18 protein-coding genes are annotated in these 26,336 nt (G+C 34.5%); 3 read left to right on the top strand and 15 right to left on the bottom strand.

The window, feature by feature from the left end:
* Window positions 1-110: 110 nt before the first annotated feature.
* From B9O19_RS06535 to B9O19_RS11660, 7 genes are all read right to left on the bottom strand, one after another.
* Window positions 111-1,172 carry a GLUG motif-containing protein gene (locus B9O19_RS06535; protein WP_102365659.1) on the bottom strand — a complete coding sequence of 354 codons (1,062 nt, stop codon included), beginning with the start codon at window positions 1,170-1,172 and terminating at the stop codon, window positions 111-113.
* Window positions 1,173-1,556: 384 nt separating this feature from the next.
* A complete protein-coding gene (locus tag B9O19_RS06530; RefSeq protein ID WP_102365658.1) occupies window positions 1,557-3,380 on the bottom strand; it encodes a leucine-rich repeat domain-containing protein in 1,824 nt (607 codons plus the stop codon).
* A 529-nt stretch (window positions 3,381-3,909) separates the two neighbouring features.
* Complete coding sequence (locus B9O19_RS06525) at window positions 3,910-5,133, bottom strand: hypothetical protein (protein WP_102365657.1); 1,224 nt, start codon at window positions 5,131-5,133, stop codon at window positions 3,910-3,912.
* 10 nt (window positions 5,134-5,143) lie between these two features.
* Window positions 5,144-7,408, bottom strand: a complete 2,265-nt coding sequence (locus B9O19_RS06520; protein ID WP_102365656.1) for a hypothetical protein — start codon at window positions 7,406-7,408, stop codon at window positions 5,144-5,146.
* A 15-nt stretch (window positions 7,409-7,423) separates the two neighbouring features.
* Window positions 7,424-10,465 (bottom strand): hypothetical protein, encoded by a 3,042-nt coding sequence (locus B9O19_RS06515; protein ID WP_102365655.1) that lies wholly within the window; start codon window positions 10,463-10,465, stop codon window positions 7,424-7,426.
* A 460-nt stretch (window positions 10,466-10,925) separates the two neighbouring features.
* The gene (gene rbr, locus B9O19_RS06510; protein WP_102366627.1) at window positions 10,926-11,468 is read right to left on the bottom strand and encodes a rubrerythrin; all 543 of its coding nucleotides are present in this window, start codon (window positions 11,466-11,468) and stop codon (window positions 10,926-10,928) included.
* A 165-nt stretch (window positions 11,469-11,633) separates the two neighbouring features.
* Entirely contained in the window at window positions 11,634-11,786 is a 153-nt protein-coding gene (locus B9O19_RS11660; RefSeq protein WP_158648929.1) for a hypothetical protein, read from the bottom strand.
* A gap of 156 nt (window positions 11,787-11,942) precedes the next feature.
* Between B9O19_RS11660 and B9O19_RS06505 the strand changes: the two genes are divergently transcribed.
* The 3 genes from B9O19_RS06505 (at window position 11,943) to B9O19_RS06495 (ending at window position 15,481) form a co-directional block, all read left to right on the top strand.
* Window positions 11,943-13,637 (top strand): DUF3794 and LysM peptidoglycan-binding domain-containing protein, encoded by a 1,695-nt coding sequence (locus B9O19_RS06505; RefSeq protein WP_102365654.1) that lies wholly within the window; start codon window positions 11,943-11,945, stop codon window positions 13,635-13,637.
* An 892-nt stretch (window positions 13,638-14,529) separates the two neighbouring features.
* Window positions 14,530-15,069: a PadR family transcriptional regulator gene (locus B9O19_RS06500; protein ID WP_102365653.1), complete on the top strand. Its 540-nt coding sequence runs from the start codon at window positions 14,530-14,532 to the stop codon at window positions 15,067-15,069.
* Window positions 15,059-15,481, top strand: a complete 423-nt coding sequence (locus B9O19_RS06495; RefSeq protein WP_102365652.1) for a YjdF family protein — start codon at window positions 15,059-15,061, stop codon at window positions 15,479-15,481. Before B9O19_RS06500 ends, B9O19_RS06495 begins: the two co-directional genes overlap by 11 nt.
* 141 nt (window positions 15,482-15,622) lie before the next feature.
* Here B9O19_RS06495 and B9O19_RS06490 read toward each other — a convergent pair whose 3' ends face one another.
* From B9O19_RS06490 to B9O19_RS06455, 8 genes are all read right to left on the bottom strand, one after another.
* Complete coding sequence (locus tag B9O19_RS06490; RefSeq protein WP_102365651.1) at window positions 15,623-17,221, bottom strand: potassium/proton antiporter; 1,599 nt, start codon at window positions 17,219-17,221, stop codon at window positions 15,623-15,625.
* 996 nt (window positions 17,222-18,217) lie between these two features.
* On the bottom strand, window positions 18,218-18,940 hold the full coding sequence (locus B9O19_RS06485) for a GltB/FmdC/FwdC-like GXGXG domain-containing protein (RefSeq protein ID WP_102365650.1): 723 nt from the start codon (window positions 18,938-18,940) through the stop codon (window positions 18,218-18,220).
* On the bottom strand, window positions 18,940-20,184 hold the full coding sequence (locus B9O19_RS06480; protein ID WP_102365649.1) for an NAD(P)/FAD-dependent oxidoreductase: 1,245 nt from the start codon (window positions 20,182-20,184) through the stop codon (window positions 18,940-18,942). Before B9O19_RS06480 ends, B9O19_RS06485 begins: the two co-directional genes overlap by 1 nt.
* Before the next feature lie 21 nt (window positions 20,185-20,205).
* Entirely contained in the window at window positions 20,206-20,643 is a 438-nt protein-coding gene (locus tag B9O19_RS06475) for a 4Fe-4S dicluster domain-containing protein (protein ID WP_102365648.1), read from the bottom strand.
* A 23-nt stretch (window positions 20,644-20,666) separates the two neighbouring features.
* Window positions 20,667-22,172: a glutamate synthase-related protein gene (locus tag B9O19_RS06470; RefSeq protein WP_102365647.1), complete on the bottom strand. Its 1,506-nt coding sequence runs from the start codon at window positions 22,170-22,172 to the stop codon at window positions 20,667-20,669.
* The gene (locus B9O19_RS06465) at window positions 22,172-23,293 is read right to left on the bottom strand and encodes a class II glutamine amidotransferase (RefSeq protein WP_102365646.1); all 1,122 of its coding nucleotides are present in this window, start codon (window positions 23,291-23,293) and stop codon (window positions 22,172-22,174) included. Before B9O19_RS06465 ends, B9O19_RS06470 begins: the two co-directional genes overlap by 1 nt.
* 494 nt (window positions 23,294-23,787) lie before the next feature.
* On the bottom strand, window positions 23,788-25,206 hold the full coding sequence (locus tag B9O19_RS06460) for a DHHW family protein (protein ID WP_102365645.1): 1,419 nt from the start codon (window positions 25,204-25,206) through the stop codon (window positions 23,788-23,790).
* Between the two features lie 247 nt (window positions 25,207-25,453).
* Window positions 25,454-26,317, bottom strand: a complete 864-nt coding sequence (locus B9O19_RS06455; RefSeq protein WP_102365644.1) for a DMT family transporter — start codon at window positions 26,315-26,317, stop codon at window positions 25,454-25,456.
* Window positions 26,318-26,336: the final 19 nt, after the last annotated feature.

Raw genomic sequence — 26,336 nt, 5'->3', positions numbered from 1 at the left:
AAAACAATATTATAGCGCATATACGACCGCCTCCACGCGCTATAAATACAATTCAGTCATTAATAAATATTTCTGTTTTTTCAAACATATAATCATTTACAAACTACCATTTAGTAATTATTAATCAAACTCATATCATCAGTACAATTTTCTATTATTGTATCTACCACATCTCCGCATATACCACCCACTTTGTTCTTTGGAGAATAATATGCTATTGTGCCTTTTGTATTACTGTCTTTTATTATTGTATAATGGTTATTTACCCAAGGAAACGCACCGCCGAAAATACCTCCAACACAAACTGTTTCACCTTTCATTGCGAGTAAAGACATATTAACATTACAATTTTGTATTTCTCCCCCGTAAGTATACCCCGATACACCGCCTATGTATGATTCATCTGTATTTGATACGATTGTCCCTGAAATATTACAATTTATAATCTGAGCCGGGAACCACATATAACCTGCAACTGCTCCACTATATTTTGCATTCTGAGCTGAATTTTTAATTTCTATATTTAAATTTTTGATACTGCACGCCGAAAAGTATGAATCACCTAATATCGAAATCAAGCCGCTGTACTCTGAATTCTGATCAACAGATAATCCCAAAATGGAACGACCTCCGCCATCCAATACACCGAGAAACGCCTTTGGATACCACGTTTCATTGCTTAAATCAATATCATTCATCAATTTATACACTTGATGATTTTCTACAAACATATATTTTAATTCATCCGGCGTCGTTATTCTATAAGGGTCTTCATGTGTTCCGCTGCCTTTTGGCAAGTTTTCTGCACTTATTTTTTCTAACTCATTTTGAGCGTAAACCGGCTGAATAGATGGGCTCCAAAGAAAAGCTCTGACTTTCTCAACGCTTTCATCCGGTTTTATCTGCAGCTTCTTAGATACTTTTGCTTCAACTGAATCAAGCGCAACCAAGACATCATTCTTATCATACTGTGCAACATATAAAATCTCATCGTTATATTCCCTGAAATCATTTACAGATATTTCTAATACCCTGTTTGGTTTTATACAATCCGCGGCAACATTATTATCATAGCGTATAGATATATAGTTATACCCCGAAGCGGCACAAACATCTTGTACAGTACAAAATAATATTACAATAATTATTATGTAAATAAATTTTTTACGCATATATTTTCTCCTATTTTAGTAAGTTATATTTTTTAAATATTACTGAGAATGTATTATTATTCACCAAATATAAATATTGATTACCGCCCCGAAAATATTTAAATACTCTATAAATATAATAAACCATACAAACAAATAAACCTAAAGCTAATGTTTTACCATAATTAAAATTTCCTCTCCAATATCAGAAACACATTTCATATAACACCATTTATATTATACCCCTCATTCTATATTTCGTAAAGATTAATAATAACCAAATAAAGTTTATTTTTTTAGTAATTTCGACAGGTGAATTATTTTCTCTTTTCATTTTAAATTAATTCTTTACTTAAAATAACACGAGCCATAATGTGTATTATGACTCGTGCTAGATTAAATTTTCTATTTATTTGTTGTTTTATCTACGATAAACTCTGAATACATCGATTCTGCACTCATTTGTTCTATGTTATTCCATACAAACGCTCTTATTGTTTTTATACTATCTTTCTTACTTTCCGGAATATCTGCATCAACAATAATACTTTCTCCTATACCTGCAACAATATTTTTAATTTCTGTATATTCCAATATTTCATCTTCACTGTAATAAGATAAAATTAATGAACTATTTTGACTTTTGTTTGCTACATTTTCAGCTATACATTTTATTATACCATTTTCATTCGTTAATGATAATGACCAACAAATACCGTCCCCTTTTTGCGGCGAATAAATAAACTGTGCAGGATTTTGTTCTGTTCCTCCAGACATTATTTTGGGTTCAATAATACTTAGTTTTTCTTTAAGCTGTGAACCGTCTGATATATCAAGATAGTTATTATGTATATCAAACACAGGTGAATAATTTGAATGATCCGGTTTTTTCCACTCTGCATTTTCACTTAATATTAGATTATTAATTTCATTATCGTTACACATAAAATAAAATAACCTTATATTATTTGAAACATCTAAAGTTTTAAGAATATTATTTGAACATTTTAAAATACTTAAACCTGGTGTAGAGCTTAGATCCAATTCACTTAAATTATTATTACTACAATCCAACGAAGTCAGGTTTATACATCCGCTTAGATCCAAATTTGTTAAACTGCCATTTGGACAATATAATGATAAAATTTCAGTGTTATCTTTAAATATCAAATTTTCTAATTTACTTGCTTTTATTCCATAATTTTTCAACTTTTTATTTTGACTTAAGTCAAGTTCTCTGATTTTTATATCATACTCTGATGACAACGATGTTAGATTGGTAAAACATTCTATACCTGATAAATTCAATATAGGCATAAGCAGTTCAACATATGTCATAAAATATAAATCAGTAAACTTACTTAAACCCTCCCTGGTAAATGACCAATCCATTGGATCCGAACTAATATTCTGGTACATTTGCATAAGCTCATATTCAAAACTCGGATCAAGTTTTACCAATGAATCAGGAGAATCTCCATATCCAGTTCCCCATAAAACATTTCCCGATTTGGACTTTAATTTCACTTTTAAATCTTCAAGCTTTTCACTAAGTATTTCATTGTTTTCAGAATCAATATAATTCTGTGATATGTTAATTACAGGCGTCTTCTCCTCCGGCGCTTCCCAACCGATTTGAGGGTCAATATTTATATCTCTCAAGCAATTTTCTGAACACTGCAAGTTATATAAATTTATACAATTACTAACATTAATATCTTCTATCCAGTTTTGCGAACAGTCAACCGATTCTATCTTATTATTGTTGCTTAAGTCAAGTTTCTTTAAATTATTGTACTTGCAATCAAGTTCTATAAGTTCCGGATTATTGCTTAGGTCTAGTTCAGACAGCGCATTCATAGAACATGTTAGTTTTCTTAACTTTTTATTTTTGCTTAAATCTAATTTTGTCATAACATATCCTTTAACTGTTAACTCCTCTAAATTGATCATTTTATCTAAATACTTTATAGTATTCATTTCAGACCAAGGCCATCTACCATCTGAATATTCCAAATAGATTATATTTTTATAGTCACTAAGATAAATATCACTATTTTCATCATAGTTACCATATTTCTCCGGCATAGATTTTTTTAATGAATTTATTATAGCGGTCTTCTCCCATGAATGCTCAAACTCAATAGAGCTTTCAGCAGAAAAAACGTTTAAAGAAAAGTTTGACAGTATTATAATAACAGTTAAAAAAACTACACAGCATTTTTTCATTGTACCAACTCCTCACTATTTATTATGTTTTCCCAAGCATGGTTCATAACCTCTTCTGAACTTCTAAAATTATTGACAAACCCTTCGATTATAACCAAAAGCATAAGGAACTCACAAACATTAAAACCTACAACAAATTTTTCGTAATTATATCTCCTTTCCCTACAGGAATTGCGTTTCCTGCATCCACATTTATATTATAACTCTCATTCTATATTTCGTAAAGATTAATAATAACCAAATAAAGTTTATTTTTTTAGTAATTTCGACAGGTGAATTATTTTCTCAACTACATATTATTTTACAAATATAAAGCAATAGTCTAATATTTTAGACTATTGCTTATAAAAAATTTTAAATTTATTATTTTAATTCTCACTTCTTACTTCTTACTTTTATATATCTTATTATACTATTTTCATTATCCTAGCTATACATATCATTTTTTGTTTTGATTGCCATAAATACATTTTTTACAGCATACACGATAACCACATCACAAAATATTCAATTAATTTACTAAATTTAATTAATATTTTACAACTACAGAATTATCTATACAATTTTCAATTCTATTAAAAGCCTCATTATCAATCGCTTCACCTACTATACCGCCTGCAGATTTATCAGAATATAACTGTGTATTTGATATACAGTTTTCTATATAATTAAAATTTCCATAAAAATAACCGCATATTCCACCTGAAGCCACTATATCTCCACTTTCTAAATTACTGCACTTTGAAAAAATCTGACCGCTTGCCGAACAATTATTAATGGATGCATAAAAATGTATGGCAGGGTTTTCCTGGAACTCTCCTACAATCCCCCCGGATACTGCTCTATCAATACCATATGAAGCAATATTTGCAGTACTAGAGCACATATTTATATTTGTATTTGGGCTGATACCTGCAATTCCTCCGGCACATGCTTTAACACCCTGTTGTTTGCTTCTTGCAGTAATATTACCTTTAACCGAACAATTTTCTATCAATGGCATATAAAATCCCAGTTCACCAGCAATACCACCGGAAAAAACAGCTGAACTACCACTATCCAATATTTCCACATTTAAATTTTTAATATAACTATCCAAAGGTACATCAATTAATCCCTCATTCCGAGTGCGATTTTCAAATTTAGAAAACAAACCGCTGTTATGAGCATTATCAGCTACCTTTATCCCTGTAATACTATTATTAAGGCCATCAAGTTTTCCGCAAAAGAAAAACGGATTCCACCTAACATCACTTAAATCAATATTGTTAGCAAGTATATAAGCAGCTCCAGGCTCTTCTCTCAAATAAGACAATTCGGCAACGGAGGTAACTTTGTAAGGACTCTCATCAGTTCCGTTTCCAATGGGTTTCTCATAATTAATAGATTTATATAAAGTATTTCCTACACATTTCGGCGAAATATTATTTTTATTATCCCAAATAAATACTTTTATCATATCAGTATTATTAGGCGGAAGATATTTTTCTAAACAGTCAGAATTTATATTTTCTTTAACTATACAGTTTATTAAACAATCATTTATATCATAGCTTACTATAAGTAAACTGCATACTTCATCTATGTTAGATACTGAGATTTCTAATTCCTTTCCTTCGTCAAAATACTCTGTCAAATATATTGATGAATCTACATACTTCACTAATATCAGTGGTGTCCCATAAGAAAAAACAACTAAGTTAAAACTTAAAGAAAATATAATAATTAGTATAACAGTAAGCACTTTTTTCATGTCAATCCTCCTAATAAGTATTTTCCATATCAAATGTTACAGGTTTTATTACATTCCGCGCCAGTAATTGCTTATAATCCCAACGTTCATAACAACTTATTACAACATATGATCCGTCCTGACAATTTATAAATTCAGGAATATTTATTTGTGTATTTTTATTACTTAAATCAACATTATCTATTCTAATACGTTTTATAAATTTTCCATCCTCAGTATAACGTTCAGCTGTAACATACATTTTTTTAGGAACAAAATCTGTACAGTTTATAAAAATAGTTTCTATTGTTTTATTAGTATTTATATTAGGTATGCTAATATATAAATCGTTATTCAATAAGGAAAAATCTTTTTCTACTAAATTGTTATAATACCCGGAAACCGGTGAATAGTCATTTATTAAATTGCCTCTAAGAGTCAATATTTTCAATGATTTTAAATCTCTTAGTGATTCAATATTTTCAATATTATTATCGACTAATCTTAATTCCGATAAATTTTTTAATCCTTTCAAATTACTTATATCATTTAATTTACATCTTTCCAATGTAATCTTCTGTAAACTTACTAATTTATCAATGCCATCCAAATCTATAGGTAAATCAAATTGATCAACAGGATTTATGTATAATTCTGAAATTTTTGTCAAATCCTCCTCTGTTATATTTTTGATATCTTTATTTATTTCTTTACTAATAGCTTGTGCAACTCTAATATCTTTAAAATATAAAGCATTTTTTTGGTTAGAAATATTTACTGAAAATGAAATCGTATCTCCAACAAGTGATATATTACTTATTTCTATTCCAGCATAAGTACCATCACCTAATCGCAAATTAACAGAAGTATCTCTATAAGGATAAAAACAGGTCACAGGATCATCATCGTCTATTAATATATGATTATTCTTCAAATTAACTCTATATATAACTAATCCAGTTCCAGGTATATAATTATCGAAAATTCCCTCCTTTTTTCGAAATTCCAAAATGAAAGCTTCATCAGAAGATAACGGAGATCTAATCATATAACAATTATTTGGATCCAAAATTGATTCTTTTAAAAAATAAGATTTACTCTCTTTTATCTCAGGTATATTTTCAATCCATTGTCCACATCTATATTTAGTATATGTGCTGGGCATTTGACCCATTTGTGAATACATTAAATCCCACTCATGAATATTGCTAGCTCCGCTATATAAATCATAAGCTCCAAATATATGAAACCCTTCATGCGCTAATACCCCTGCCCGTACATATTTGGTATCATGAAGTTGTTCTTCAACCTGAACATTATAATTATATACTTTTTTACCATTAATTTTTAATGTTTTATTACCAGCCATACAAAATTGGTTCGGATGAAGTATCCAATTACCATATACTATACTTCCTGGCATAACAAAAGTAATATAATCTATACAACCATCATTATCAACATCAAGATCTAAATCTAACGGCACTTGTGATTTTATTGAGTTTACTGCTCTTTCAAAAAGCGGAAAAGCCATACCGTTCCAGTTAGTAACTGACCCATCATCATTAATAAATCTATATTGTAATGAACCATTATTATCAACATATGGTGTTCCCTCATATGCGCTTCTTGGTTTATAATCTTTATAACTTGCAATACATGTATTGCCATCTATTTGGGGATATATCCACGAGTTAACACCAGTTTTTCCATAAGAAGCCGTGGCAAACCAGTTTTTTAAAGAATTTCCATCCCCATTAAATAAATTTTCATAAAATGATGCTGGATAGGCTTTATCAAAGTCGAAATCGGAAAAACTAATAAATATAACTATATTATTTAATGTTTCATTTAAAAACGGATGTAGTTTATATTCATCATTGCTTAAAGCCAGTTCAGCTTCTGGCTGTTTATAAAACGGAGATGCTTCACGCATCATTTTTATATATGATTCCGGAACATCAGTAATCTTTATTTTATCACAAATTGCAATTCCGCTTGGCAATACAACATTATCTGATGGAACCATAATATTATTTTCTAATTTAGCATAAACATATTGCCCCTGAGTATTCTGCACTATTATATTTCCATCGCTGTCATGCAAGTATGAGAAAAACTCATCACCGCTGGTATAACATTCAATTACATCGCCGTTTGGCTGAGTTATTGTCTGCCTTACATCAAAAAAAGGGGCCGCTTTAACTACTTCTAAACTAATAATATTTAAAACCATTATACTAACTAGCGATACTGTAAATAATCTTATAATATATTTATATATTTTAACTTTCATTATTATTACCCCTCTCTAATTATTTTTTACTCGGCATACAACAGACAGCTTTCCATTTCTCTTCGCCTTTATTTTTACAGTATTTATATTTCCCGACCACTTAACTGTCGACACTATTGTGGACTTAAATGCCATATAGCCATCGTTAATTTTAGTAATATATACATTAGCATTGTTAATATTTCCTGTACCAACTTCTTTATCTAATGTAAACTCACAAACATCTACTATTTCAAAATCCAGAGGATCAAATTTCAAACTGAACTCTAAACCACTAAAATCAGAAACGTTTAAAACATCATACGGTATAGAACAATAATCCCCTTCATTAACATCAAAAACTAATGTATTGCTAAACAATGTATCATGATCTATTTTTTCAGGAACGCTGCTAATAACACCTAACTGTCCATAAGCATTTGACCCAAAAGACCACAATCTGCCTTTTTCATCCAATGCAATACTAAATGCAGAACCTCCTGTTACCGAACTAACATTTTTTATCCCTTGTACTAAAACAGGCAATCTTTTGGTTTCTTTTATCCCTATACCTAATTGTCCGTCTCTTCCTTCTCCCCATGCGTAAAGATTTCCGCTATTTGTTATAACCATACTATGCGCATATGCCGCTTCAATATATTTAATGTCTGAAATACCCTGTATTTTAACCGGAAGCATTCTATCCACCTTATCACCAAGACCAAGCTGGCCTATAGTATTACTCCCCCACGAATAGACATCTCCATTAGAATATAATGCTAAAGCATGCTCTCTTCCGGCAGACAAGTCTTTTACTTCATACCCTTCTATATCCTGAACTTTTGATAAAACTGAAGAATTTACTAAATCTCCTTTTCCCAACTGTCCACGATTATTTGCTCCGCATGCCATGGTGCAATGATGAGAATATGGATCGTAAGTTACATCATTATTAGAATAAAGATATTGAGTTAATAGATATGACTCTCCGCATTCCACTATGGAATGGAAACAATCTATACCAGAAATTTTATTAACATTATTAACTTTAGAACCGCCTATACCTAATTGACCTGCATAGTTTTGCCCCCAAGTCCAAAGAGAACTATCATCTTTTATTGCGGCGCTGAACCCTTGCCCTGCAGAAACACAATCAACATTATCAATTTCAGTTAATTTAACAGGTGTAATTATATGACCACTATAATTATAATCTATCTCTTTGCTTGAATTGTTGCCCCATCCCCATACGTTTCCATCTATATCCACAGCAAGAGTATGATTCTCACCTTTCGCCACTTGTTTAATCTTTGGCAAGCCCTCTACCTTTTTAGGGTAATATACATTATCTTTATTCCCATGACCTAAATCGTCATACGCTCCGTCACCCCAGGTATATACATCTCCATTTACATCGAGAGCAACAACGCTGTTACGTTTTGCTTCCACTTGTACAAACCGAGTTTCAGTGGGTATATCAAGCGGAACACAGCTTCCGCCGCTTATATACTTTGATATATCTGTGTTTGGCATATATCCCCACTTAAATAAATTACCGTCACTGCTTACAGCATACGTCGAATAAATATCCATTGCTACAGTTTCAAATGAGTTTTCAAAAACTAATGTTGGTTCAAAAACTTTGTCCGATATTGTTCCTATTCCCAACTGCCCATAATCATTTCGTCCCCAGGCATAAGTTTTTCCGTCAGATGTAACCGCCACGTTATGATGGCATTTGCTAAATGAATTTTTAACATTTGAAAGTCCAATATTCTGCTTCTGGGGCGTATATGTAGTTATTCCTGTGACGCCGAGCTGTCCGAATCCATTATCTCCCCAGGAATAAATATTTCCGTCTTCACCTATTGCTAAACAATGGTCATATCCCGTTGATATTGATTCTATATCTTTTATAACAGTCTTGTTAGGAGACAAAATATCCCCGCTATAAGTAAATCCCAGCTTGCAACTGTTATTGTTTCCCCATGACCATACACTTCCGGTCATATCAACCGCATAACTTGAAAAACCAGCAGCCGCTATATCAATTGAACTCGGCAAGTTTTGTATAATAGTAGGAACCAATTTATATTCTCTGTCACCTAATCCCAGCTGTCCATTGCCATTTGTTCCCCAAGAATAAACATCACCATTATTGGCAAGTGCTAAACAATGATAACCGCTGGTTGAAACTTTAACTATATTTAAACCGCTGAGAGCATTTATTTTATTTGGAATATTTGCATTTAAAGTATTACCGTTTCCCAGCATTCCCCAGCTGTTTCTGCCCCAAGAATAAACTTCTCCGTTTTTGTCCATCGCCAAGCTATATCCATCGCCCGCTGTTACTTCTATAATATCTGAAAGCCCCTGAACCACTACCGGCTCTATACTGCTTGTGTTAGTACCATTTCCCAATTGACCGTAAGTGTTACTGCCCCATGCAGAAACAGTACCGTCGGAATTAATCATAAGAACGTGGTCATTTCCTGTAACAATTGTTTTGTGCTCTATTGAATTTATATCAATATTTACATCAATTATTGACTCTAAATCGACATCAGAATCATTCATTAACATAACCTGACCATTTGTTTCATATGGTTGAATTTCTTCTTCGCTAATATCTTCAACAGCTAAAACGTCTCCGTCATTATTTACAATTTGAGCCTCAGTATTTTCAATCGTTTCAATAAATGGCGCACCGTCTTCATTTATATACACTTCCGGAGTGGCTTCTGCATCTTTCGGTTGTTCTGTTTCAGGTTTAATCTCCGTTTCAGGCACTTCGGCTTCATCAACTTCATCGTTTACTTCCGGAGAAGGACTGGCCGATTGAACATTTTCTTCCTCAGCATTTTCAGCAGCAATTTCTTCAGGTTCCGCAGAAATTTCCGGCTGCTGCATTGAATCGCCTGTTCCGGGACTGACTTCCGGTTCGTCAGACAAATTTATGTCAGTTTCAACAATGTTTTTTGGTTCATCCTGTCCCGGTTTTGCAGCGTATACGCCAAAAAATATTGTTGTTATAAATACAATACAAATAAATGAACTAATTAACCTTGTTTTTTTCATAACTTTCTCCTTTTTATAATTTTAAAGTTTCACCACACACCGCATCAATTGTGCTTAAACCATAGTAATACACCGCCAATTATTTATTTTATTCGTCATTATTCACATGATACGCATATCATATATTCGTAACATCATCTATTTAACATTATAACACTCGTTCAAAATTTCGTAAATATTAAAACTATACAAATAAATTTTATTTTTTTAGTTACTATGTATATTTTACAGTTTATATTTGTGATAATTTTTCACAATATCAAATATTAAATAATTTACAATTTTTATAAAATTAGAATAATTATCAATATATCCGTAATCAAACTTATTTTTATAATATAATATACAGCGATAAAACAAAAAAAGACGATACCGGATAAAATCAGTATCGTCTTAATTAAATTATTAATAATTTTTCTAAAAGGAATGAAAACAAAAATTACTCTAAACTTAATATGATTTAATAATTTTCAGGCTTAACCTGGAAATATGCCTGAGGATGAGCACAAACCGGACATACAGCAGGTGCTTTTTTGCCAATAACAATATGACCGCAGTTGATACACTGCCAAATAACGTCTCCGTCTTTTGAGAATACGCACTCGCCTTTTACATTGTCAAGAAGCTTTTTATAACGTTCCTCATGCTCCTTTTCAATTTTAGCAACGCCCTCAAATAAAGCTGCAATTTTATCAAATCCTTCTTCTTTTGCAGTTTTAGCAAATCCGGCATACATATCTGTCCACTCATAATTCTCGCCGTCTACGCCGTCCTGAAGATTTGTTGCTGTATCAGGAATTTCTCCGCCTTTTAAAATCTTAAACCAAATCTTTGCATGTTCTTTTTCATTATTGGCAGTTTCCTCAAAAATCTCTGCTATTTGAACATATCCGTCTTTTCTTGCTTTGCTGGCATAATAAGTATACTTATTTCTAGCCTGTGATTCTCCCGCGAATGCAGCAAGCAAGTTTGCTTCTGTTTTTGAACCTTTTAAATCTTTCATAATAAAAACACCCTTTCTAAACAAATTTGAAAACATACCTGGCATATATTATCTCCACACCGGATATTATTCCCAGTTATTTATATTTTAACACAAATAAAATAAATATCAACATTTTTACAAAAATATTCCAAATACATTGATTAAAATATGTTTACAAAAATTTTATACAAAAAACACGCCCAAACCTACAACTATTATTGCCGCACTTATTAAAAAGAAGAAACTATCAAACAAACATCTTAAGATTTCCTGACAGGCTTCCCTCTTCTCTCTAATAACCCTTCTTCTTTCAATTCTAAGTTCTCTTTCACTCATATTAGTTCCCCCTTTCAAATATGTATATATTATATCAGCTATACAGTCCAATAAAACGGACTGCAAACCCATGATAATATTTTATATTCATAAACTCAGCAACAACAACATATAATCTACCATGTTTAATACTATGGTTAAGGAAAGGTGATACAAATGTCAGAGGTGAATTTAAAGACAGAGAGGTTTGATATTTGCAGAACTGTCGCAATGAAGTTTGGAAGAACAGTCGTAGACGACACATTAATAGTTCCCGATATAAAACCGGATATAAAAAAGATTTTAGATGTTTCAGCAAGAAGCTACATAACAGATATCACACCGGGGCAGGACAAGATTCATATTGAAGGAACCGCAAAGGCAACCGTTCTTTATTTGCCGGACGGCGACGTTATCGGCAATACAAAGGCTCTGGTTATGAGCCGCGAATTCAGTTATACAATTGATGCAAAAGGAACAACTGCGGATGACCAGGTTACTGCGGAATCAGAAATTGGATCTGTTGACAGCACTCTTATAAACTCCAGGAAAGTAAATATCAGACTGGGCATAAATATAGGAGCTAAAATATGCAGGTGTGAACCCCTTGAACTGCCGACAGGCACAGATGAAATAGTTATTGAATGTGAACCCAAGCCTCCCGCAATGGATCTTATTCCATTCACGCCTCGGCAATCCGATAATGAGAGTGCGCCGACAAATACCTGTTCAAAAATTGAACTTAAGAAAGTTCCTATAAGACTGGCCGATAAACAATTTATTTCAGATGGAAGCATGATACTTAGAGAACAGCACGAAATTTCTTCAAAGCTCCCGCAAATCGGTGAAATTCTTAACGCCACAGCAACCGTTGAGCCTGAAGAAATGGTTACAAGCAGCGGCAATACACGTCTTAAAGGAATAGTAAAAGTTAATGTTCTATATGAAGACGCTGCGGATACTTCCTCAGACAGCAATAAAAAATCTTTGCTCAGGAATGCTGAATTTACCATTCCATACAATGAGCAGTTTGATACTCCTAACTCTATGGATGACATGGAATGTGACGCGGAATATACAGTTAGAGAAATATACACTGAAATAAGAGACAATTTAGACGGAGAACCTCGGATGATTGGCGCTGAAGTAGTAGTCGGAGTTAGTATTTCCGGATATATGATATCAGAGCCGCAGGCGGTTACAGACGCATACTCTACGGATGGCAGCACTCTTACTCTAGAGTTCAGCGAAACAGCTCCCGAACAGCTTATTGATACCAAAACTGCTCAAATATCTCACAAATTTACCGCTAAAAGAAAAGCAACCGACGCTGAAATACTTGGAGTCTGCGGCGTAACTATTGAAAAGACTTCTGTAGATGATTTAAAAATTAAAGACAATACTGTATATATTAAAGGAACCATTAACGCCAAAGTATTATGTTCTTCAAATGATGAAAATCAACCATTGTACGCCATAGACTGTAAGACTGAATTTGAGCATAGTTTTGACTGCGACCAAGAACTTGGAAACAAAGTTGCATGTGACGCCAAAATATTTATAAACCATTTGGGTTATACAATATCCGGCTCTGATTCTGTTGACCTCCGAATGATAATCGGCATATCTATCAAACTTGTAAAAAACGACAGAATTAAAACCGTTACAGCAATAGACAGGGAAGAATCTGAGGATACTGAACAGAGAGGTATGCAATGTTATATAATTTATTTTGTCCAAAGCGGCGACACACTTTGGAATATAGCAAAAAGGTATCATACGACGGTGGATGAACTTGTAAAAAACAATAATATAGCTGACAGAGATAAAATTAATGTCGGTCAAAAAATTAAGATTATGTCACTGACATAGATATATAAGTTTATTATAATTTTCAAAGTCTAATTTAATAAAGCAAAACCACCGGTTTCTTAACGCCTTATACAGTTTCCAAATATAACTGATACAGGTTTAAACTCTGAAAATGATACAGAAGGTTTGGCAACGCACTACTATTTAAGACAGCCGCTTACAAGCGGCTGTCTTTCACCGATTTTTTGTTTTTCTAATTATAAACAGGTAAGTTTGTTTTTTATAATTTAATTATCTAATTCATTACATCTTATTACTCTGATTAATTTCTAAATAAATCACACTATAATCTTTTTATTTCTCGCTGCTGTGTTTGCATGTTATCTTTTGCAATAAAAAAATTTTCTTCAATATTTACACTTTATATTTTCATGTATTTCAAATATCAATAACAAAGTTTTAATTATTTCCCATAGTTTACTTATTTAAATACAGCAGAATAATTATTTGAATATGAATATGTTCAGAGCAAATCTCTGCTTATATGTTCTCTGTTTTATTTGGCTCACAGCGTTCTCTTAATATATCATATTTTAACTCCACACAAACTCTTTTTATCTATATTTAGGCTATAATATAATGTAATTTTGACATCTGTATTTTTGCTTAATTTTAACTTCTTTACTATTTCTATCTTATTATAATAAAAATCTTCTCAGTATTTTAATAATTAGAATATTAAGCCACTGTTATATCACTGAAAATCATATTTCCTAAAGCTTTTTTCACAATTCTGATTGGTAGTCGTTTACATTTTTAAAGCACAAAATAAAACTGTTTATACATCATATAAACAGCTTTTTCTCTAAAACAAAATATTATATCTAAAAATAAATATTGACTATTACTATAAATTATAGTAATATATAATATATTAAAGGAGGTAATACAAATGTCGCTGATTGATTTAATAATTTTAGGTATCGTATCAGAAAAACCCCAAAGCGCTTATGATATCCAAAAGGATGTTGAATATCACCATTTAGACAGGTGGACAAAAATAAGCACTCCATCAATATACAAAAAGGTTATTACTCTTAAAGAAAAAAATTATTTAACGACTGATGTTGTCAAAAACGGTAAATTCGCTGAAAAGTCCATATATTCTATTACCAATAAGGGCATTGAATATTTTCAGGAGCTGATGGAAAAATATTCTGAACAAGAAATAACAATTCCAATAAACTTTAATGTTGTTATTTCAAATTTAAATAAAATGTCAAAACCTAAAGCTCTGGAACTTATCAATAAAATTAGAGATAATATTATAAAAGCTCAGGGAAATAACAAAAAATATACAGAATTGTATTCGGATATTCCGCTGACAGGCAGAACTATATTTAAGCAGCAGGCAGCGCTGTATAGTTCACTATTGGACTGGATGAGCGAATTTGAAACTGAATTTCTAAAAGATTTAAAAAATGGAGAATAATATAAAAAGCATCTTAACCGTAACCTTTGAAGACCCTTTCTGGATAGCAGTATATGAACGAACATATTTTGACAGCTATGAGGTTTGTAAAATCACTTTTGGTTCAGAGCCTAAGGATTACGAAGTATATGATTATATGATGAACAATTGGAACAATCTGTGTTTTACTAAACCTATAAAAAGTGATGATACAAAAACACATCATATTAACCCCAAAAGACTTCAGCGCGAAATCAATAAAAGAATCCGGTTCAGCAGTATTGGAACAAAGGCTCAGCAAGCCTTAAAACTTCAGCATAAACTTGTTAAAGATGAAAGAAAAGTCAGAAAAAAGGAAACCAAAAAACTTGAGCAGGAAACCCGTTATAATTTAAGGAAGCAAAAAAAGAAAGAAAAACATAAAGGCAGATAAGACGTTTTACAAATACAATATAAAAGGCCGGCCTCTTTGCAATATAATCAGAGCGGCCAGCCTATCCTACTAGTTTCATCTTTTATGCAGTACAACATTAGATACGTATAAACATTTTATTAAAACAACATAACCATATATCTATTCAACACGGTTTATTACCATAAGGTCACCGGATTTTAATTTAGTATATCCTTTAGGGATAATAACTTTACCGTTTCTATGAATCATTGTTATCTGCATGCCGTCTCTTTTTGGTATTTCTGAAATACGTCTGCCGGCAAGTTCATCATCAGGTTCTATCTGACGTTCTGTGAGCCTAACCCCTTCTATTTCCCCCGGCGCTTTTGCAATTAAAACCAGTGTATCTTCCGGCAGCAGCACAGTCTCCCCGTCAGGAATCATTTTATCGCTTCCACGCTGAAGCAAGACAAGCAAAGTCTCAGGCGGAAGAATAATATCTGTAACCTTCTTTTTCGCCCAAAAATGGTTTTCAGGTATTTTAAATTTAATATACTGAACCGGAACCTCGTCACTGTAATCCGAAAATGTTTTTAACACATTTATTTTGTTATCAATCATACCAAGTTTCTTTGAAACCAATGGTATTAGAGACCCCTGAATTAAAATTGAAAACAGCACTATCAAAAAAACAATATGAAATATATCGTTGCTCGTAGAAGCCGGACTCACCGTCGCCATGACGGCAAATACAATCGACGCGGCTCCCCTGAGCCCGGACCACGATACAAGCAAACGCTGTTTGAGATTGCTTTTAAACGGAGTTAATATTGCAAATACCGCCGCAGGACGTGCAATAAACGTAAGGAAAAGCGCAATTGCAACAGCCGGAAGTATTACGCTTGGCATCTGTGACGGAAAAGATAATAGTCCCAGCAGGAAGAACAACAGCATCTGCATAAGACCTGTTACCCCGTCAAAAAAGTTTACAAGCGACTTTTTATTTTTTATCTCTTGATTTCCCATGTAAATACCAACTATATATGTACACAAATATCCGTTTCCGCCGAGCAGGGAAGGCACCGCATATGCAAGAAGAGCGACAGCCAGCACAAAAGCCGCGTCAAAACCTGCGGATGAAAATTTATACTTTTTCATTATCCAAACTGAACCAAACGCTAAAGCAAAACCAAACACCGTACTATAAACAAACTGGGCAAACACCAAGTATGCTATTCCGCCGCCGCTTGCCGAACCTTCCATTAACGCTAAGACAATTATTGTGAGCATATACGAACAAGGGTCGTTGCTTCCGCTTTCTACTTCAAGCAGAGAAGCAGTATTATATTTAAGATTAAGTCTTTTGGAACGAAGTATTGAAAACACAGAAGCGGCGTCAGTTGAACTGATAACTGAGCCGATTAAAAAACTTTCAAGCCATTCAATTTTTAGAAAGTAATGACAAAACAGACCTGTTATAGCAGCAGTCAGAACAACACCGAGCGAAGACAATAAAACAGCTTTTACAGCTACAGGTCTAGCCTCGCTCCATTTGGTTCCGAAACCGCCGTAGAACATTATAAATATCAACGCTGCAGAACAGATTTGTTCGGCAAAATCATAATTGCCGAACTCTATCTTTACAACACCGTCAGAACCAAAAAATATACCAAGTAAAATAAAAGCCAGAAGCATAGGTATACCCAGCTTATTCGTGACTTTATTCAAAATTATACAAGCAATAATAACCACCGAAGCTATTAAAATATATACCGGCATATCATACCTCCAATCAAAATTGTATTATCTAATAAATATGTTTGCTATATCTACAAAATTAATAATATATATTATATCAAAAAACGCTGTAAATGTAAAGTATTTTTGCAAAGGCACTTTATGTTTTTTCCGACGTTTTATTAATTAATAAACAATAATTTTACAAAATAAATATATAATTATAACCAGATTTTATAGTATATTTCTGCTTATTGTGGATATTTATTGTATAACGACCAATTTTGATTCTCGTTCCGAAGCTTTACCATATGACTAAAAATCCTATTTTGATTTAACAATCTATTCGGTTTACTTTGTTCGCCTGCTATTCAGTCCGCCACTGCGCAATTTTATCCGCTCCTGCCACCATTCTCATTCGGCGAGCAATAATTAAATCTATTTTATTGCATATTAATTTTGATAGAACATTTTGTATTGTTGTTTAATTCTCAAATCCAAAGATGCGGCCAATATACCCGGCAGCATTTTCTGACAAAAATATATTACATAAAAAAACATATATATAAAATATAGGCACTCACAAAAACGCATTTCTTTAAATAATAAAATAAAACGCATATGCCGAATATAACTTAAACATATGCGTTTCGCGCAAATGATATAAATGTATACACATATTAACCAACAACATAAGAGTTTAAAAAACTGATTTGGTTAAATAACAAAATCAGTTTCTTATATAGAATTTAATATTTTATTGCAAAGTTCTTTATATACTGCAATATAAGTCGAAGCATAACAATAACTCTATATCTTAAATATACCTCAAATACTATCCAAAAATCCTTTCTGAAAAAGTCCCTTACTCACCTTAACATAATATTTTGTCAGTTCTTTTTAAATCAATTATGTTAAATGCGGACTTTATTATATACACTTACAACACTTTATAATATAATATTTATCCTAGTTAGACAATGACAAAATAATTATATATCTAAATAAGCATACGATAAGTAAATCTGGATGCTAAACTCAGCAAGCAGTATAAATCTGTTTATATGGATTTTTTGTGTCAGGAATCAATACATAAAAATTTTTCTTCATTATTTTTGTCTTATCTCCGCCAAACTCATTAATATATTCATCCAGGTATTCCTCTATCTCGTCAAGGTCCTGTTTAGACGCTTTTTTTGCTATTACCTGCTCAGGCAAATCATAAGGCAGATCATCACATCTTAAGAATATTTTTCCTCCGTGCATGCCTGTCGCACAAAATCTTTCTACAACACCGCCTTTGTCATGCCCTAAGCCTAAAACAATTATATATCCTCCGGCCTGATATTCTCCCAAAAAGCTGCCTGCCTTTCCTCCGATTACTAAAACCGGAGTTTTATCTTTATACGCTTTCATATGGATTCCTGCACGATATCCTGCATTTCCCCGCACAAAGATTTTTCCGCCCCTCATTGCGTAACCTGTTGCATCGCCGGATGAACCATGAATAAATATTTTTCCGTCATTCATGGTATCCCCTGTGGCGTCCTGCGCATTTCCAAAAACCTTGACATTACCTCCGTTTAGATATGCTCCAAGTGCATTGCCCGGCGTTCCGTTCACAACCACATTTTTCCCTGATAATCCACAGCCAATATAACGCTGACCCAAACAATTATCAACTTCAATTTCACAGTCTTTGGCAGCCCGTATTTTCTTATTTATTTCATCATAATATGTCAAACCTGCATCTATTTTCATCACATAACACCTCCCATATACATCTTTCTGACAGAACTGGGGAACGCCATTTCCTGCGGTTTTTCAATCATTTCATCAAAATCGATTGTATCCAGCGGAACCTTTTCCCGAATAAGCCTTGTATAAATTCCTGCTCTTTTTATATCACCAATCAGTATAAATCCTTTTAGTAATTTCTTATCATCCGAAACTATCAGTTTTTTATAATTATCATCATCGCGTCTGACGATTTCTCTTCCTTCGTAACTGCCGGCAGTCGTTACATGAATATCCCAAAAGCCAATGGAATTCATAGGTATGGCGTCATCATAAAGTTTCATGCCTCCAGCCATATTTATACCTGCCGCTTCCCCCTGTATATAGGCGTTTGGCAGCAGCGCCATAACCTGCAGTTTACCTGTTGCGCTGTTCAGGCTTTCAGAACAATCACCCGCCGCATATACGTCCTTCAGTGATGTCTCACATTTGAGATTAGTCACTATACCACGGTTGACATTCCCCCCGGCTTCAGCAACAAGCTCAGAATTCGGACGAACTCCAACCGCGATTACCACTACGTCGTATTCTATCCTTGTTCCGCTTTTTAGAGAAGCGATTCCACTGCGGAATTCATCAACACTGTCGCTGAGATAAAACTTTATCCCATGCCCCTCTATATATTCCTGGACTATTTTCGAGCCTTCTTCATCCAATATACTTGGCAAAATTCTGTTTGCTAAATCTACTACTGTAATACTTTTTACACTGTCACTTATTCCCTCGGCACACTTTAAACCGATGAGGCCGGCTCCCACTATCAATACTTTACTGTCCTTATCCACAGCTTTGCGGAGAGCTTTAGCGTCATCCAGCGTCATAAAATTAAACTTCTTTTCCACTGTCTCAAAACCTGCCATTTGCGGAACAAACGGACGAGAACCTGCAGCAACCAACAACTTTCCATATTCATAAGTGTCTCCGTTGCTGAGACTAACTGTCTTAGAATCAGGGTTTATCTTTACAGCTCTTGTCCCCAGAATCAAATCTGCTCCGTTCTTTTCATAAAAATCCTTTGGTCTGTATTTAAGCATATTTTCCTCGGAAGTCTTTCCCCACAAAAAATAAGAAATAAGAGGACGTCCGTATGCACGGTAATTCTCATCACTCACAACACATATTTTGCCATTCTTGCTTTCCCTGCGGATTCCCTCAATACAGCCGACAGCAGCGGCGGAGTTACCAATTATAAAATAATCATATTTCAATTTAAACGCTCCTTTCTGAACCTAACCTCTGTCTTCATACACTAGAGCCCTATTGGGACATCCTTTGACGCAAGCCGGTTCACCAAACTGATTATCAATACAAAGCTGGCATTTCTGAACCTTGCCTTGATTCGGCACAGGCATAATAGCTCCGACCGGACAGGCCGAGACACACGTAAAACACCCTACGCATTTTTCAGCGTCAAGCATAACTGCACCATCGTTATTCTTAGACAAGGCGCCCGAAATACAGCTTTTGACACAAAGCGGCTCCAGACAATGGCGGCAATTTATCGGAAAACTTCGGTTATTATCACCCTCAACAACTATTCTTGGGTGAATTTCTTTTCCTTTTAAAGCCTTAACCATATCATCTATACCGGAATTTGCATATGCACATTGGTATTCACAAAGGTGACAGCCCAGACACCATTCTTCGTTAATAAATATTCTCTTCATAATATCTGTTCCTTTCTGTAAAATTATTCCCCCGCATGCTTTATGCCTAAAATTTCCAGTTCTTTTTCGTTCATACCTATACCTCTCAGCATCAGTCGGTTTCCTCTTAAAGCCTCAATTGAATTGATACCCATTCCGCCTAACATTTCTTTTATTTCATGAGTCCAGGCATTTACTAAATTTACTAACCGTTCTTTTCCGTCTTCGGGATTAAGCCTTTTGACAAGTTCAGGTATCTGAGTTGCTATTCCCCAGTTGCATTTTCCGCTCTGACAGCTTCTGCAAAGATGGCACCCAAGCGCAATCAACGCCGAAGTTGCAATATATACGGCGTCAGCTCCTAAAGCAACCGCTTTAACTATATCAGCGCTGCTTCTTATGCTTCCTCCCACAACAACTGAGACATCACCTCTTATACCCTCGTCACGCAACCGCTGGTCAACGCTGGCAAGCGCCAATTCAATCGGTATTCCCACATTGTCACGTATTTTTTTCGGAGCCGCTCCGGTGCCTCCACGATATCCGTCTATCGCAATAATATCCGCACCGCTTCTTGCAATACCGCTCGCAATAGCTGCAACATTATGAACAGCCGCTATTTTTACAATAACCGGCTTTTTATAATCACTTGCTTCTTTAAGCGAGAATACTAATTGTCTTAAATCCTCAATAGAATATATATCATGATGAGGAGCCGGAGAAATAGCGTCTGTCCCTTCAGGAATCATTCTTGTCTTAGAAATATCACCGACGATTTTCGCCCCCGGCAGATGTCCGCCTATACCCGGCTTAGCGCCCTGACCCATTTTTATTTCTATAGCGGCGCCGCTGTTTAAATAATCCTCGTGAACTCCAAAACGTCCCGAGGCTACTTGTACTATTGTATTGGAGCCATACTGATAAAAATCCTCATGAAGGCCGCCTTCACCGGTATTATATAAAATACCAAGTTCTTCTGCGGCCATAGCCAAACTTTTATGAGCATTATAACTTATCGAACCATATGACATAGCGGAAAACATTATCGGAACCTCCAATTCCAATTGAGGTGATGTTTTCGGCACAATATTTCCATTTTTATCGCGGATTATTTCAGCGGCTTTTTTTCCTAGGTATGTTTTAGTCTCCATAGGCTCTCTGAGAGGGTCTATAGACGGGTTGGTAACCTGAGACGCATTTATCAATATTTTATCCCAATAAACCGGATACTCTTTTGGGGTTCCCATAGCTGAAAGCAAAACCGCTCCCGTTCCGGCCTGACGAATAATATCGCTTATTGCCTCATTTGTCCAATTAGCATTTATCTTAAACGTGTTATCGCTTTTTATTACTTTAAGAGCATGTGTAGGACAAAGACAGACGCATCTTTGACAATCTACACAAGACGCCGTATTGCTTACCATTTTCTTTAAATCGGCATCGTACTTATGCACTTCATTTGCACACTGCCGCTCACAGACGCGGCAGGCTATACACATATCTGCATTACGGATTACCTCGTAGTCAGGATATAAATAATCACGTACCATTATTCTTCACCTCCAATTTCTTTCATAGCTTGTTTATCAAGCCTTACAATAACAGGCTCTCCTCCGCGCGGAGACCAAATATTATCAAGATTAGGTTCAATCACTCTCATAGCACATTCCTCGCTGGCTATATACACCATATCATCCTTTTCTCCCACAACCATACTGCGCAGTTTTAACCTGTCATTTAAGGCCATCATTCCGCCTGTAAAGCCCAATAATATTGAGAAAGGCCCTGTAATCAAAAGACTGCTAAAAGTATTTCTTAAAAACTTATACCTTGTCTTTTCAGGCTCGGGCATATGTTCTATGGTTGACCAAAACGGAGCCGCAATCACTGACGCCATCTCTTCCAGGGTCAACTCTTTTTTTCTTAACAAATAGTCGGTTATATAAGTAATAACTTCCGTGTCAGTCAGCAGACTGCATTTATATCCATACATTTCAATAAATCTTCTATTAGCGTCATATGACGATATTTCTCCATTATGTACTATTGAATAATCAAGCATTGCAAACGGATGGGCACCGCCCCACCAGCCCGGAGTATTGGTCGGATAACGTCCGTGAGCAGTCCAGCAGTATCCCTCATACTCATCTAATCTGTAAAAACGACCCACATCTTCCGGAAAACCGACGGCTTTAAAAACTCCCATATTCTTTCCGCATGAAAATACATAACAGCCGTCAATCTGAGTATTTATTTTATTTACACAGCGGACAACATATTCCTTAACATCTAACTGTGAAGCGGCTAATTTAGTTGGAAGTGGATCAACAAAGTAACGCCAAATCAAAGGTTCATCTGTTATTTCAGGAATTCTGTTTATAGGTATTTTTGAAAGATTAATCACATCAAAATGTCTGTCCAAATATCTTTCACAAACTTCTTTTGCCTCATTGCTGTCATAGAAAACATGGAAGGCATATTGATTTTTATACTCGGGATATATACCATACCCGGCAAATCCTCCGCCAAGACCATTGGACCTGTCGTGCATAACAGCTATAGAGCTTACAATTGACCCGCCGCTTATTCTCCTTCCGCTCTTAGAGAATATTCCCGATATAGCACATCCGGACGGTATTCTGTTGCCGTTCTCGCCTTCTTTTAAAAGCATAAAATTTCCTCCTTTAATCAAACTAAAGATTACCGCTAATAATTTTGAGCAAAATAAAAAGCGCCCGTCCGTTGATACATCTCAACTGACGAACGCCTTTGTTCGGTTTAACAAGTATATCATTATATAAAAAAATTGTCAACTGACAAATTATACAAATACATACTGTCATCAGATAAAATGCTTTAACCTTATATAAAATACGGCTTCCTAATAATTATTTATATTCCTCCTCCCAAAACTATCACCACACTGCCGGCAATAACTGTTCTTATTATCTATGAATTTATATAAAACTTTAGCTTTTATTTTGTTAAGAGGGTTGAATTTATAAAGCATTTAAAACTTCACTATTTCTATTGTAATAAAGAAAGCAAAAATAATTCCATTTTAAATATTTATAATATTAAAATGTCAAAAAACCTGCTCTATAAACAATTTACCTAAAATATAAAACCGCATTACTTAAAGCAATGCGGTTTTGCATAGTTATCCTATTTCATATTCTTTAAAAGATTTCTCATTGAACCATATGCCATCATTGGCGGATATGTAATTATAACAAGATCGTCAAAATGAATATCCTGATAAAGTGATGAAAGACTAAACGTATTAGCGTTTCCGTCATTTCCGTTAAAACGGCGAATATCAACGATATATACTTCGCTGTAATCATTTACTGTCCATGTTGAAAACGCATTCCCATAAGATTCTTTAAGAATAACCAATTTCTTTCCATTGCCGGCTGATGTTTTATAAACCGTCATCGGATTGTCGCCTGCAATAAAAGCTATATAAGAATTGTAATCTTTAATTACCGGAACATTTTCGTATTTAACCTGCTGTCTCTCCTGGTCATTATATATTGTGCCATTCGCTTCAACCAACGGCATAAATTTTTCAACATAATCAGGATTATCTTTTAAAATCTCCTCACCGGGAGTTCCCTCCATTTTCGCTGCAAATGAGCCGACGTAGTTTTCACTCACCTGACGTTCATAACTATCAAGAGGCGGCGCAGTTTCACCCTTTGCCTCTTTAAATGCCTGATAAGCATAATATGAACCGCGTTGAGTCCAATGGTGGTCAGTTGAAAAATAAATCTTTTCAGACGCATGATCCCACAGTGGTTTTACAGCATTTACTGCGGTCACATTGTCGTTCAGATTTTCATATACAGTCTTAAACGCACTGAGTTGGTCCTTATAATATGACTTTGGAGCATAAAATTCATCTGAGGTTGGAATCAAAATATTATATGTATTAACACCCGGCAAACTGTCCGCCACCTCATTTACTACACTTGCATAAGCTTTCGCGCTGTCCTGTGTAAGTTCCTCAGGGTGCATAGCCATTGTTCCGAACACAAGTATTCCGTTATATGTTTGGACGCCTTCTTCTGATACTCTATAGTCATCACCAATATATGTATCCTTCATAACTAGAGAATTAGCACTAGGAGCATTGCCTGGTGCAGAACCGCTTGTTATTTGAACAGTCTGTGTATCTTCTATCCAGCTGACATTACAGCCCAAACTCTCGGATATAGCCCTAACCGGTACCAATGTGCGCCCGTCTATCTCAAGCGGCGGAACATCCATTTCTATCTGCTGACCGTCTTTAGTTAGCATTTTGTTGCCAATCTGCATCACTATTGTGGTTGAACCCTTATAAGCTGTTATTGTTTGGGTCGAATCCTCCCAATAAACCTCTGCTCCCAATTCCTCAAAAATCACTCTCATAGGAACCATTGTACGCCACTCGATTGTCTGCGGTGGAACATCAAACTGAAGCTGTTTTCCGTCTAAAATAACCTTTATACTTTCGTCAGCTGAAACAGTGACAGCTGAAAGCGAAGTTATCAGCATAGCCGCAAATAAAACAGTGCAAATAATTCTCTTTATATGTCTCATTATACTACCTCCTTATTTATTATACTAACTTCTAAAATATATATAAATCTATTATACATTATTTAAATAAAATTCGCAATGAAAATTAACCTCATATTTTTTCTGACAATATAAAATCCGCCGTATATCAACAAATATTTGTTAATATACGGCGGATTACCTTTACCTATTATCCCGTTTAAAACATTAGAACGCTATAAATTTAATTAAAACATTCTTCTCTAAACGCATTACATTACTTGTTATATTATGACTTCATGTTTCTTTCATATAAAAACATACATATTGAAACTAAAATTATGATTAAGTAACCTATTATGCTGAATATATCGGGAAGCTCTGAAAAGAAAATCAAACCCAATACTGCCACAAATATTATCTGAGTATAATCAAATACTGAGATTTCTTTAGCCGGTGCATATGAGTATGCGGCCGTTATTGCAAACTGTCCGCCGGTTGCCGCAAGCCCTGCTCCCAGTAAACTTAAAAGCTGCCACCATGCCATAGGCCGAAAATCCGCAAGCATTAACGGCAAGGTCGTTAAGCATGAAAACGCTGAAAAGAAAAATACAATAAACGCGCCTCTTTCACCTCGTTTACTCAAAAGCCTGACCATTGTATAAGCGATACCGGCGCCGACGCCACCGATTACTCCTGCCAAACTTGCAGAATTAAAACTCACGCCTGTCGGCTTTATTATAAACAACGCTCCGACAAACGCGATAACAACGGCTAAACTTTGCCATATATTTACCTTTTCACGTAAAATTATAAATGAAAATATTATGGCAAAAAACGGAGAAAGCTTATTCAGCATTGAGGCGTCCGCAAGAACAAGATGGTCGATAGCATAAAAATTTCCTAATATGCCGACTGTCCCAAAAAAAGCTCTCAAAAGAAGATACGGCAGATTCTTTTTATCAAACCTGAATTTTTCTTCTGTTCTCAGCAGCATCACAGCCGCAAATATAAGCGCTACAAAATTCCTGAAAAAACTCTTCTCAACTGACGGCAAATCTCCTGCCATTCTAACAAATGTATTCATAAACGCGAAACAAAACGCCGATATTATTATGCACGTTATTCCTTTTGTTTTACTGGCAGTTTTCAAATTATCTCTCCCTCTTCTT

Origin of the sequence: Monoglobus pectinilyticus (assembly GCF_002874775.1) — a bacterium.
Classification (GTDB): Bacteria; Bacillota; Clostridia; order Monoglobales; family Monoglobaceae; genus Monoglobus; species Monoglobus pectinilyticus.
The sequence above is the reverse complement of the archived record's forward strand: the minus strand, read 5'-3'. Positions and strand labels throughout refer to the sequence as shown.